Here is an 11535-nt window from a genome sequence, read left to right as displayed (position 1 = left end):
GGAAGGCGGGGGATCACTCGCTCCACTTCACCTTGGTCAGGTCATTGGCCTGGATCGGCGCGTTTTCCCAGAGCCCTTGCAACTTGGCGCCCCAGACGCCGACCTTCGGCAATTCGTAGAGGAAGCCGACCACGGCATCGTCGGCCAGGATCTTCTGCGCCTGTCCCAGCAATTCCTTGCGCTTGGCTTCGTCGGAGGTGAGGTTGAGGTCGGCGATCACCTTGTCGAAGGCCGGGTTGTCGTAGTTGAAGTAATAATCCTTGCGCGAATAGATATCGATGTCGTTGGGTTCGGTGTGGGAGACGATGGTGAGGTCGTAATCCTTCTTGGTGAACACCTGATCCAGCCACTGTGCCCATTCGACCGGAATGATTTCCAGATCGATGCCGACGTCACGAAGTTGCGAAGCGATGATCTCGCCGCCAAGCCGTGCATAGGACGGCGGCGGCAGCTTCAGTGTTGCCTTGAAGCCGTTCTCCAAGCCCGCTTCCTTCAACAGTTCCTTGGCCTTGGCGACATCATGCGGATAGCGGCCGGTGAGGTCGACATAGTCCTTGCTGGCCGGGGAGATGTGGGAGCCGATTGGCAGGCCGAGGCCCGCCGAAGCGCCGTCGATGATCGCCTTGCGGTCGAGCGCGTAGGAAATCGCCTGCCTCACCTGCAGCTTGTCGAAGGGCGGCTTCTTGTTGTTGATCGACAGGATGGTCTCGCCCTCGGTCGAGCCGATCACCACCTTGAAGCGTGGGTCGTCCTTGACCTGCGCGACGCTGTCGGGATCAAAGAAGGGAAAGGCCTGGATATCGCCGGAGAGCAGCGCCGGCACGGCGGCCGCAGCATCGGGCACGATGCGGAATTCGGCCTTGTCGAGAGACGCCGGCGTGCCCCAGTAATGGTCGGATTTCACCAGCGTGATCGACGACCCCTTTGCCCAGCTCTGGAACTTGAACGGACCGGTCCCGATTGGCTTTTCCTTGTTGGTGTCGGCCGATTCAGGCGCCACGATCACCGCGTCGCCCCAGCCCATATTGTAGAGGAAGGAGCCTTGCGGGTTCTTCAGCGTGACCTTCACGGTCGCCGGATCGACAACCTCGACCTTGTCGATACCGGCGAACAGGCCCTTTTGCGCGTTGACGGAATTGTCGGCGCGAGCGCGATCGAGTGAGAATTTCACGTCGTCCGCGTTGAAATCGGTGCCGTCGTGGAATTTCACGCCGGTGTGCAGCTTGAAGGTGTAGACCTTGCCGTCATCGGAAATGGTCCAGCTTACGGCCAGATCTGGCAGCACCTCGCCATTCGGCCCGATGCGCGTCAGGCCCTCGAACACATTGGCGTAGAGAACCTCGTCGATCGCCGCGGCGGCACCGGCGGTCGGATCGAGATGCGGGGGTTCGAGGGGAATGCCGATGACCAGGTCGGTTCGCGCGGCAAACGCGGAGGTGCCGGCGGCCAGTGACAGCACTGCGGCGGCCAGGATGGTTTTCCACAATCTCATCGTGCAACTCCCCATGCGTTTCAGACACGTGCTCAAACCCGAGCGATAGAAGCGTGATTTCGCCGCGGAGTAAATTGCGTTTCGTTCTGCCCGTCAGCGTGGCCGGGAATGTTTTTGTCCTGGCGGCCTCATCAGCAGGTCGAAGCTTGTCGCAGTGCGTGCCTTATCCGGTGGCTGTGCCGCGCAGCAGCACGCTGAGCCCGATCGCCATCACCTTGGCCGATTCCACCATGTCCGATATCCCGACCCATTCGTCCGGCCGGTGGGCGAGGTCGAGAATGCCAGGGCCATAGGCGATGCAGTCATAGATATGGCCGATGCGGGCAATGTGCTTCTGGTCATAGGTGCCCGGCGAAATGACGTAGTCGGGTTCGCGGTCGAAGATCGCCATGATGCCTTGCGCAACCGCCTTGACCACTGGGGCGTTGCGCTCGGTCATCAACGGCAGCACTTCCATCAGGTCGCGGATTTCATAGTCGAATTTTTTGCGCTCGCGCTTCAACCGGTCGAGAATGCCGGTCACCTCACCTTTGACGGTGTCGAGATCTTCCTCGAGCAGGAAACGGCGGTCGATGGTCAGCCGGCAGGAGTCGGGCACGTTGGGCGAGGGCAGGCCGGGCCGGAAATCCTCGGTTTGGCCGCCATGGATCGAATTGATGTTCATGGTCGAGCGTTTTGCTCCTTCGGGCACGACCGGCATGCGCGTCATCTTGCGGTCGAGTGCGGGGAACAGTTCGTCCTCGAAAGCCCGCAGCACGGCACCCATATGGCGCACCGCATTGTCGCCGAGGAACGGCATCGAGCCATGAGCGATCTCGCCCTTGGTCTCGATTTCCGCCCACCACACGCCGCGATGACCGAGACAGATGCGGTCCTTGTTCAGCGGCTCGGGAATGATGACGTGGTCGACCCTGGGTTTCGAGAAATAGCCGAGCCCGGCCAGATGGGCGACGCCGCCGAAGCCGCCGGACTCCTCGTCGACGGTGCCAGATATTTCGATAGCGCCGGGAAAGTCGGGAAACACTTCCAAGAAGGCTTCGGCGGCGATGATCGAGGCAGCAAGACCGCCCTTCATGTCGCAGGCGCCGCGGCCATAGACCTTGCCGTCCCTGACGATGCCGGCAAAGGGATCGACGGTCCATCCGTCACCGGCTTCGACCACGTCGATATGCGAGTTGAAGTGGACGCAGGCGCCGGGCGACTTTCCGTCGAAACGAGCAACGACATTGACACGCGGGTAGCGATCGGTGTCGCCGGGCGTGCCTTCGGCGCGGATGAATTCGGTCTCGAAACCGCTCTTCTTCAGCCGCGCGCCGAGATATTCGGCGCATGGCCGGTAGGCCTCGCCGGGTGGATTGATGGTCGGAAAACGGATCAGCTCGGCGGTCAGCGCGACGACATCGTCGCGCCTGTCATCGATTGCCTGGAGGAGTCGCTCGTTCATGCGCGGAGTTGAGCAGCGATTGACTTGGTTTTGCAAGCCCGCTGGTGATCAAGCCCGTGCGGCGTGTCGTTGCGGCAACTATCGCGGGAAATCGTTCAAATTCGCTGCTTTGGATTGGCGAATTGGTCAAGGAGTGTGTGCTACCTCATTCACCTGCCATTAAAAAGATGAAAAACAACGTGATGGCAGGCAAGTAAGGGGCAATCAAAGGGGTTTGATCGCATGAAAAAGATAGTTCTCATGGCAGCCGTGTTTGTCACGATGCTGTTCGGTGCTTCGGGGCAGGGCTGGGCAGCCAGCCTCGTTGCAAACATAGACGTGTCGTCGCAGACGATGACGGTCAGATATGGTGCGGCGGTTTACCGCTGGAGCGTCTCCACCGCGCGCAAAGGCTACATTACGCCGCGCGGCAGCTATCGGCCTCAACGGACGGCGCGGATGTGGTATTCGCGCAAATACGACATGTCGCCGATGCCCTATTCCGTGTTCTTCCATGGCGGCTATGCCATCCACGGAACAGGCGCGGTCAGGCAGCTCGGCCGCCCGGCGTCGCATGGCTGCGTGCGCCTTCATACGGCAAATGCCGCTGCCTTCTACTCGATGGTGCGGGAAGTGGGGTTCGGCAACACGCGGATTGTCGTCACCAATTAGGGCTTAGACCGGCTGTCGATTCCACCGTGGTTTTTTGCGGCGGGATCGGCTGCAATTGCCTGAATCTCGGGCGCTTTGCTTTAAAAATGTTGCAGGAATAGCGCATTGGCTTGGGAAACGGTGTCGTAGCGTCACTTGGGCCCGGCGAATGGTTTCTGCCAAAACGCGATTATGTTAGCTTTCAAGCAGATAACTTGCGAGGGGCTTTAATGTACAGACTTCTTCTTGGGGCGGCGATTGCCGTCACCGCTACTTCGGCCTTCGCCGCCGATGCGGTTGAGCCGATTGTCATGGATCAGGAACTCGCACAGCCGCATATTTCCGGCTATGTCGAAGCTTATCTTGGCGGATTGTATCTGTCGGCAGATGGTGGACATCTCTCTGCGACGACAGCTGGCGGTGCCGGTCGGGTCAATTTCCCGATCGACGCACGCTGGAACATCCAAACCGATGCGAACATAGATTCGCTTTGGGTCGAGGGCAGCAACATTTATGGTTATGGTGGCGCGATCCACGGCTACTGGCGTGACCCGAGCAGCCATGCGCTCGGCGGGTTCGCGACCTTCACACGCTACGGTGGGGACATTGGCGGTCCGAAGATTTACAATTTCACGGTTGGCCCCGAAGCCCAGGCCTATTTCGGCAACGTGACCGTCTACGGCCAGGCCTACTACGGCCAGCTGCGGGCCAACGGCGAATCCGAGCACTATGACCAATGGGGCGGGCGCGCCGTGGTGCGCTACTTCGCCCAAGATAATCTTCGCTTCGACGGCGAGCTTGGCTTTGCGAGACTGTCAGGGTTCGGCGATCATCTCGACACCATTACCGCGGCGCTGCAGGCCAACTACCGGTTCTCCGGCACGCCGTTCTCGGTGTTTGGACGCTATCAGCTGGATCATATGTCGGTTGAGAGCACCGATCTGAACATCCACAAATACGTGATCGGCCTGCGGGCGAGCTTCGGTTCGAACACGCTGCTCGAGGAAGACCGCAACGGCGCCACGATGGACACCTATCGGCCCAATTTCATCCTGCCATTGCCGGCTTTGTAGCGCTGGCGGGCTTTTCCGGGCCTGACAGAAAGATCGATTGCCCTAGCCGCGAGGAGCGATCCTTGCGGCTATTCCTTGTCTCCAATTGATCGCGAAAGGATCCGGCGAAGGTTTTGTCTGCTCGAAGGTCGCCAGCCATTGCTGACCCATGAGTTGCGGTCAGCGCAGGGGCGCTCGCCAATGGACGAGCTCAGGCGCTGATGGCAGGTGCTTTTGCCTGTGGGGGCCGCTTTCTCCGCCCGCCGCCGATCTCCCACCTTTTGTGGAACCACATCCACTGGCCGGGGTCTTCGCGTACCCAGCGTTCGACCACGTCGCAGAGCAACTGGGTGGTGGCGTGGACATCGACGCTGCCGTCAGCGTTGCGCGGCAAGGTCAACTTGTCCTCGATCTCGAGCCGGAAGCGGTTGCAGGGCAGCCTGACACAGCGCGCCGGATAGACGTCGCAGTCGTAGTGACGGGCAAGGGTAGCCAGCACCCGGTTGCTCTGGCAGGGACGGCCGAAGAATGTCGTGTCCAGGCCATTGGAGAATTTCTGGTCGACAAGGACGCCGATGTTGCCGCCGTTTTCCAGCACCCCCGCCAACGCGAATGAGGCGCCGGCCATCGACGGCAGCAACGAGCCCATGGTCGAGCGGCGCGTCGACAGGATATAGTCGGCAAGGTAGGGGTTGTTGGGCGGTCGAAACAGCGCCGTGATGTTCATGCCGAAGGTCGCCGCCGCGACCGGCAGCAGTTCGAAATTGCCGAGATGGCCGGTGAAGACGATATGCGGCTGCTTTTCGGCCGCGATTTCGGTGAAGTGCTCTACTCCCTTGACCTCGACGCGGCCGGGCTTGGTGGCGGCGGGGTCATAGTCGAACAGGGCGTCGAGAAAGATGTATTCGGCGGCAAGGCGGGCCATGTTGCCCCACATGTCGGAGGCGATAGCCTGGATTTCGGCTTCGCTCTTTTCCGGATAGGCCTTGCGCAAATTGTCGACAGCGACCTGATGGCGTCCCACCCAGGGGCCAACGCGGCGCGCGACGCGGTCGGCAAAGTTCAGCGCACTGTCGGCCGGCAGCAGACGCAGAACTGAGATGATCATCATAGCCGCGCGCGCCACCAGCCAGTAGTTCAACTGGCGCAGCTGCCTGCCGTAACGAAATTTGAGGTCCCGGCGGAACTTCTTGAACACAGAGGTCAAGGCCCTAGCCGACGCGCAGGATGATCTTGCCGAACACGTCGCGGCCTTCCATGCGCTTCAGTGCCGCATCGATGCCGTCGAAGCCGACTTCGGTGTCGATGACCGGTGCGACCTGTCCCGCCGCCATTTTCTGCATGGCGTTGGCCATGTTCTCCATGCGGCAGCCGAAGGAACCGAGCAGTTTCAATTGCTGCTGGAACAGCTGCATCAGGTTGATCTGTGTCGATACGCCAGAGGTCGAACCGCACGTCACCAGGCGGCCGCCACGCTTCAGGCACAGCATCGAGGCGGCAAAGGTGTCGGCGCCGACATGTTCGAAGACGACATCGACGCCCTTCTTCTTGGTCAGCTTGCGCACGACGCCCTCGAAACGATCGTCGCGATAGTTGATGACATGGTCGGCGCCGAGCGCCTTGGCCTTGTCAATCTTGTCGTTGGAGCCGACCGTGGTGATGATCGTGCAACCCATTCGCTTGGCCAGCTGGATGGCGGCCGAGCCGATGCCGGATCCGCCGGCATGGATGAGAATGGTTTCGCCGGGCTGCAGCCTGGCGTTGTCGAACAGCATATGCTCGACGGTGCCGAAGGTAACGGGCGCCACCGCCGCACCGATGTCGGTCACGCCGGGCGGGGCAGGAACCAGCAGGCGGGCCGGCAGGTTGATCTTTTCCTGCGCAAAGCCGTCGAGATGGAAGCCGTGAACGCCCGAAACATGTTCGCAGAGATTGTCGCGGCCTTCGCGGCAGGCGCGGCAAAGGCCGCAGGTGCGCGCGCCGTAGATCGACACCAATTGTCCGGGCAGCAGGCTGGAAACGCCGGGGCCAACCGCCTCGACCTCGCCGGAGGCTTCGGCGCCGACGACCAGCGGCAGCTTGCGCTTGGCGAAGGCCATACCGCGCCAGCCCCAGACGTCGATGTGGTTCAGCGCCACTGCCTTGATGCGTAGCGTGACTTCGCCGAGTGCCGGCGGTGGGGGAGGCGGCAGGTCCACCGTCTCTAGACGGCGGTCCTCGATAAGTTGCAATGCGCGCATGGGGCCTGTCGGTTCAGTCTGGCTGAAAAAGGTCGCTTAGACCGGTTCCCGCGCCATGACAAGGCAAGTGTTCTGGCCGCCGAAGCCGAAGGAGTTCGACAGAACGGTGCGAACCTCGGCATTGCGCTTCTTGTTCGGCACCACATCGAGCACGATCGCCGGATCGGGGTTGTCGTAGTTGATGGTCGGCGGAATGACGCTTTCACGCATTGTCATCAGCGAGAACGCCGCCTCGACCGCGCCCGCCGCCGACAGCGTGTGGCCAATCATCGACTTGTTCGACGAAACCGGCATCGAGCTGATCCGTTCGCCGAACACGGTCGACAGCGCCAGATGTTCCATCTTGTCGTTCTCCGGAGTCGACGTGCCGTGGGCGTTGACATAGTCGATCTCGTCTTCACTCAGGCCGGCATCGGCAAGGGCGGCGCGAACCGCGGCGATGGCCGGCGAAGCGTCCGGCTTCGAGCGGGTGCGGTGGAAGTCGTCGGCCTTCTCGCCGCAACCGCCCAGGACGCCGAGAATAGTCGCGCCGCGAGCCAATGCCGTCTCAAGCGATTCCAAGACCAGCGCCCCGGATCCCTCGGCCAACACGAAGCCGTCGCGATCCCTGGAGAAAGGCTTCGATGCCTTTTCGGGAATGTCGTTGTGCGTGGAGAGCGCCGAAAGCAGTGAGAAACGGATCAATGCCTCGGCGGTCGCGGAACCGTCCGCGCCGATCGATAGCGCACGGTCGCATTCGCCGCGTCGGATCGCCTCGACACCGAGCTGGATCGCAGTGGCACCTGAAGCGCAAGCCGTCGACAGCGTGATCGGCAGACCACGTGTGCCGAGGCGGTCGGCCAGGCGGTCGGCGATCGAACCGAACTGGGTGGTCTCGAAAATATCCAGCTCTTTCAAGCTACGCGCGACCCGAAGCAGTCTTTCGGCGGCGGTGTCATCGTTGTCCTTGTCAGAATTGTAGAGCGAGAAGCGTTCGGCCCAGTCGAGTTCGACCGGCGGCGATGCGAGGAAGAGCGGTCCGCCGAAATCGCTGGAATCAAGACCGGCTTCGGTCACCGCTTCGAGGCCCGCAAGCTCGGCTAGCTCATAGGTGAGTGGGCTGGCACCTTTCGAACTCGACGGCAGGAAATCGACCATGCCGGAGATGCGGGTGTTCAGTTGATCGATGGGAAAGCGGGTGATCGGGTGAATACCCGACTTGCCCGAGGTCAGCGCGGCCCAATTGTCTGATTTGCCGACGCCAAGCGAGGTCACCACGCCGATGCCGGTGACGGCCACGATCGGCCTGCCCATATGATCGTTCAGATTGGCCATCCGGGAGCCCTCGAGCGTTTATCGTTGCAGCATGGATCGGTCAGCGCCCACCTTACGCGGCGTTGACCAGCGCCATTCCCTCGAATTGGTGATAGCCGATCGCCGTTGCAAGGACTGCTGCGGGAATGCCTTCGAACGGTGTCTCGGCTGTGGCATCAAAGACAGGGTAGGCGGCCTTGCGGTCGACGGCCAGTGCGGCGAGCGCCACGGCGAACGGAAACTGCGCTTCCTTCATGTGCCCGGTCAGCGTCGAGAAACCGCGCGCGGCTATCGCCGGATTGGCATCGAGCGCTGCCTTCTCGGCTGATGTCGCCGCATGCGCCCCCGATGCGCCCGACAGGGCCAGCAATTTGCCGCTTGGCAATGCAGCCTGGCCGAGCAATGCGGCGATCTCGGCGTCGAGTTCTCCCCGTGACCGCCTGGCGCGGCCGGAGACGACCAGCCCAAGTTCGGCATAGATTTTCCGACCCCGGCTTATCGCATGCTCGCGTTGCTCCAGCACCAGGAAGGCGCCGCCGGATCCGGTCACGACGCCGCCGCCCTCAGCACCCTGTCTTTGCCAGACCGGCTTCCACGGGCCGCGATGCAAATAGCCGGCAAGCTCATAGCCGAGCAGCATGTCGGAATGTTCGGTCTGGAAGGCACCGCCGACCAGGATGTGAGTCGACTGGCCCGAGCGGATACGCGCGGCGGCCGTCTCGACGGCGGCGACGCCGGCACCTTCCTCGCCCATGAAGGTTCTGGACGAGCCGGTGACCTTGTGGACGATGGAGATGTTGCCGGCGAGCAAGTTGGACAACTGGGCCAGGAACAGTGTCGGCCGCAATTCGGTGGTCAATTTCTCGTTGAGCAGCACATCGCGGTCATTGCGGCTTTCCGAAGCGGCGAGAATGGCGGCATCGACCGCCTCGTCGCGCTCGCCACCGCCGGCGGCCACCACCATGTCCATGGTCGCGCAGAGTTCGTCGTTGCCCTTGATGCCTGCGTCGTCCAGTGCAAGGCCGGCAGCATAGGTGCCGAGCCTCTGCCAGGTTTCCATCTGGCGCTGGTCGCCGCGCTTGGCGATCTGCAGGTTCCAGTCGATTTCAGGCAGAGGATGGACGGTATAGGGTGCAAACCGCGCCGCTTCGAGCACCGGCTGCAGGCTTGGCTGCGCGAGCTTCTGCCAATGGGCGTCCGGACCTTCCCCCAGCGAGGAGACAAGGCCGATACCAGTGATGACGACGTCGCGGGGGCTGCTCATGGGCGGCTTTGTGGGTCAGGCGGCAGAGCGCGTCAAGATCGTGCGCTCAACTGACATCAGGCGGTCTTGGCGGCGACCAGTGCGTCGATCTTGGCGCACAGGTTCTTCATGACGAAGTAATCGTCGGTCGAAGCCTTGCCGTCGTTGACCTCCTGGGTCCACTTTTCCAGCGGCACCTTGATGCCGAATTCCTTGTCGATGGCGAAGACGATGTCGAGGAAATCGAGGCTGTCGATGCCGAGATCGTCGATCGTGTGGCTTTCGGGCGTGATGGTGTCGATATCGATCTCGCTGGTATCGGCAATGATCTTGGCGACTTTGTCGAACGTGGTGGACAAGGGCTTTTCCTTCGGTTGCGGGCGGAATCTGTCCGCATCTTGTTTGGGCGCTGTCTAATCGGTTTTTCCCGACAGGAAAAGGCCTGATACGCCGGGCGCAGATGGGAAGCGTGCCTAGGAAACGCAAGAAGGGCCGCCGGTCAACCCGGCGGCCCTTCCCGTTACCGTTACGTCAGTCTTTGTTTCGATGCATGTCGTTTTCCCAAAACCGGAACCACTTTTGGGCGACATGCATCAGCTGTCGCGGAGCTTGACCAGGTCGTTCAGCAGCCCGCCCGTTCCGTTGTGGACGGTCAGCCGCTCGACCTTGCCGGCGATGGTTTCCAGAGCCTCGAGCTCCTTCAACCGCAGCATCACCGGGTTTTCCGCCATTTGCGGCTGCTTTCAATGGCGGCATTTCAGCAACACTTGATGGTACCAATGTACCATGATACCAATAGGTTATGACCATCGAACGCGTGCAGACCGGGGTCCGCCTGGAAAAACGACTGGTGAAAGTGCTCAAGGCCTTGGCCGAGCATCGCGACATGAGCCTCGGCGATCTAATCGAAGGCATCGTGCTGCATGCTTTCGAAGGGCAGACGCCGTTTTCACCAGCGACCCTGGAAACGATCAGCCAGTTGAAGCGCATCTACGGGCTGGAGCTCGGTGCGGCGGACAGCCACCGTCTGACTGAGAAGGAAGGCGGATGACGAGCCATCTTGAACGCAGCCATAGCATTGTCCTTTCCGGGCCGATCGATCGCGTCTTCCCGCTGTTCACGCCGATTGGCGAGACCTTGTGGGTGGATGGCTGGGAGCCGGAGTTCTTGCATCCGCAAAGCGGAGAAACGCAGCAAGGCATGGTCTTCCGGACCGTCCACGGTGATGAGAAGACACTCTGGGCCTGCGCCGACTGGGATCCTGCCGGGCATCGTGTCCGCTATGTCAGGGTCACACCGGATACGTGTTTCGGATTTGTCGAGGTCGCCTGCCGCCAGGCGACCGACGGCGGCACGGAAGCGTCGATTGCCTATACGTTCACGGCCTTGAACGCGGCGGGAAGGTCGTATCTGTCCGGACTGACGCAGGATGCGTTCGCGCACATGATCGAAGCATGGAAAGTCCGCATCGATGCGTGGCTGCTCACCGGCGCGTCAGCCGGACATCGCCACGCCTAAAAGGTGACGCGGCCGAGCACGCGCAGGCCGTCACCCTGCGGTTCGACGACCACAGCCTCGCCTTCGCGCGGCGAAACACCGGTCAGCGCCACGATGTCTTCCAGATGGGTGACCATGACCAGATTGTCGGAGCCGGAATAGGCGCGGATCTCCTTCATGATCGCGGCGATCTGCGCGGCCTTCTGCGTCTCGTCGCCCTTCAGGAGATCCAGCGGTGCAAACAGTTCCGGCTCGGCCTCGAAGGCGATGCGGGCGGTGTCGAGGCAGCGGCAATAGCGGCTGGACAGCACGCGCTCGATCGGTGCCGCCCGGGCGGCAAACAGAGCACCGATCTTGCTCGCCTGCTGCTTGCCGCGCGCTGACAGGTTCATCTGGGTGGCGCAGCTGTCGACGTCGAAATTGGCCGGGTCGGTCGTGCCGGTGACCATGGCATGGCGAAGCAGCACGACATGGCCGCCATCGCGCAGCAGCGCCCAGCCTGCATCCGTGGCGTGAGCCACGCCGGGAACAACAAGCAGGAACAACGCCAAGGCAAATCGAATCATCCGCTATCCTTCTCCGGTTCCCGGCAATGGGTTCCGGTGACGGGACATATAGGGACGGCAAAGCCAGCCGAAAGACAA

At 61.8% G+C, this 11535-nt stretch carries 12 protein-coding genes and 1 pseudogene; 4 read left to right on the top strand and 9 right to left on the bottom strand.

What is annotated here, in order from left to right; genetic code table 11:
- Positions 1-13: 13 nt before the first annotated feature.
- A complete protein-coding gene (locus ASD99_RS17125; protein ID WP_057144358.1) occupies positions 14-1492 on the bottom strand; it encodes an ABC transporter substrate-binding protein in 1479 nt (492 codons plus the stop codon).
- Positions 1493-1655: 163 nt separating this feature from the next.
- Positions 1656-2936, bottom strand: coding sequence for an acetylornithine deacetylase/succinyl-diaminopimelate desuccinylase family protein (locus ASD99_RS17120; protein ID WP_057144357.1), 1281 nt, complete (start codon positions 2934-2936; stop codon positions 1656-1658).
- Between the two features lie 222 nt (positions 2937-3158).
- On the opposite strand from ASD99_RS17120, the gene ASD99_RS17115 reads away from it, so the two are divergent.
- Positions 3159-3587: a L,D-transpeptidase gene (locus tag ASD99_RS17115; protein WP_056596199.1), complete on the top strand. Its 429-nt coding sequence runs from the start codon at positions 3159-3161 to the stop codon at positions 3585-3587.
- A 110-nt stretch (positions 3588-3697) separates the two neighbouring features.
- The gene (locus ASD99_RS17110) at positions 3698-4639 is read left to right on the top strand and encodes a hypothetical protein (RefSeq protein ID WP_156389007.1); all 942 of its coding nucleotides are present in this window, start codon (positions 3698-3700) and stop codon (positions 4637-4639) included.
- 190 nt (positions 4640-4829) lie between these two features.
- Here the strand turns inward: ASD99_RS17110 and ASD99_RS17105 are convergent, their stop codons facing one another.
- The 6 genes and pseudogenes from ASD99_RS17105 to ASD99_RS33400 all read right to left on the bottom strand — a co-directional run.
- Positions 4830-5816, bottom strand: a complete 987-nt coding sequence (locus tag ASD99_RS17105; RefSeq protein ID WP_057144356.1) for a lipid A biosynthesis lauroyl acyltransferase — start codon at positions 5814-5816, stop codon at positions 4830-4832.
- 13 nt (positions 5817-5829) lie between these two features.
- On the bottom strand, positions 5830-6858 hold the full coding sequence (locus ASD99_RS17100; RefSeq protein WP_013531222.1) for a zinc-binding dehydrogenase: 1029 nt from the start codon (positions 6856-6858) through the stop codon (positions 5830-5832).
- A gap of 36 nt (positions 6859-6894) precedes the next feature.
- Positions 6895-8172: a beta-ketoacyl-ACP synthase gene (locus ASD99_RS17095; protein ID WP_057144355.1), complete on the bottom strand. Its 1278-nt coding sequence runs from the start codon at positions 8170-8172 to the stop codon at positions 6895-6897.
- A 52-nt stretch (positions 8173-8224) separates the two neighbouring features.
- Complete coding sequence (locus ASD99_RS17090) at positions 8225-9415, bottom strand: beta-ketoacyl-ACP synthase (protein WP_057144354.1); 1191 nt, start codon at positions 9413-9415, stop codon at positions 8225-8227.
- A gap of 56 nt (positions 9416-9471) precedes the next feature.
- Complete coding sequence (locus ASD99_RS17085; protein ID WP_010909964.1) at positions 9472-9753, bottom strand: acyl carrier protein; 282 nt, start codon at positions 9751-9753, stop codon at positions 9472-9474.
- A 234-nt stretch (positions 9754-9987) separates the two neighbouring features.
- Positions 9988-10125 (bottom strand): annotated as a pseudogene (locus tag ASD99_RS33400) (slipin family protein); the annotation flags it as partial.
- A gap of 71 nt (positions 10126-10196) precedes the next feature.
- Between ASD99_RS33400 and ASD99_RS17080 the strand changes: the two are divergent.
- Both ASD99_RS17080 and ASD99_RS17075 read left to right on the top strand, forming a co-directional pair.
- Positions 10197-10445 (top strand): hypothetical protein, encoded by a 249-nt coding sequence (locus tag ASD99_RS17080; protein ID WP_056596181.1) that lies wholly within the window; start codon positions 10197-10199, stop codon positions 10443-10445.
- Positions 10442-10912, top strand: a complete 471-nt coding sequence (locus ASD99_RS17075) for a hypothetical protein (RefSeq protein WP_056596178.1) — start codon at positions 10442-10444, stop codon at positions 10910-10912. The genes ASD99_RS17080 and ASD99_RS17075 overlap by 4 nt, the downstream gene beginning before the upstream one ends.
- Here ASD99_RS17075 and ASD99_RS17070 read toward each other — a convergent pair.
- A complete protein-coding gene (locus ASD99_RS17070) occupies positions 10909-11457 on the bottom strand; it encodes a histidine phosphatase family protein (protein WP_056596175.1) in 549 nt (182 codons plus the stop codon). The genes ASD99_RS17075 and ASD99_RS17070 overlap by 4 nt on opposite strands.
- Between the last annotated feature and the right edge of the window lie 78 nt (positions 11458-11535).

Source organism: Mesorhizobium sp. Root695, assembly GCF_001428185.1.
Taxonomy (GTDB): Bacteria; Pseudomonadota; Alphaproteobacteria; order Rhizobiales; family Rhizobiaceae; genus Mesorhizobium.
Note: the sequence above shows the minus strand (reverse complement) of the source record. Positions and strands in the feature narration are given on the sequence as shown.

What these genes read in the sequence shown, in the direction of transcription:
- ASD99_RS17125 (WP_057144358.1), bottom strand. Translation starts at nt 1,492, where the DNA reads ATGAGATTGTGGAAAACCATCCTGGCCGCCGCAGTGCTGTCACTGGCC.
- ASD99_RS17120 (WP_057144357.1), bottom strand. Translation starts at nt 2,936, where the DNA reads ATGAACGAGCGACTCCTCCAGGCAATCGATGACAGGCGCGACGATGTC.
- ASD99_RS17115 (WP_056596199.1), top strand. Translation starts at nt 3,159, where the DNA reads ATGAAAAAGATAGTTCTCATGGCAGCCGTGTTTGTCACGATGCTGTTC.
- ASD99_RS17100 (WP_013531222.1), bottom strand. Translation starts at nt 6,858, where the DNA reads ATGCGCGCATTGCAACTTATCGAGGACCGCCGTCTAGAGACGGTGGAC.
- ASD99_RS17095 (WP_057144355.1), bottom strand. Translation starts at nt 8,172, where the DNA reads ATGGCCAATCTGAACGATCATATGGGCAGGCCGATCGTGGCCGTCACC.
- ASD99_RS17090 (WP_057144354.1), bottom strand. Translation starts at nt 9,415, where the DNA reads ATGAGCAGCCCCCGCGACGTCGTCATCACTGGTATCGGCCTTGTCTCC.
- ASD99_RS17080 (WP_056596181.1), top strand. Translation starts at nt 10,197, where the DNA reads ATGACCATCGAACGCGTGCAGACCGGGGTCCGCCTGGAAAAACGACTG.
- ASD99_RS17075 (WP_056596178.1), top strand. Translation starts at nt 10,442, where the DNA reads ATGACGAGCCATCTTGAACGCAGCCATAGCATTGTCCTTTCCGGGCCG.
- ASD99_RS17070 (WP_056596175.1), bottom strand. Translation starts at nt 11,457, where the DNA reads ATGATTCGATTTGCCTTGGCGTTGTTCCTGCTTGTTGTTCCCGGCGTG.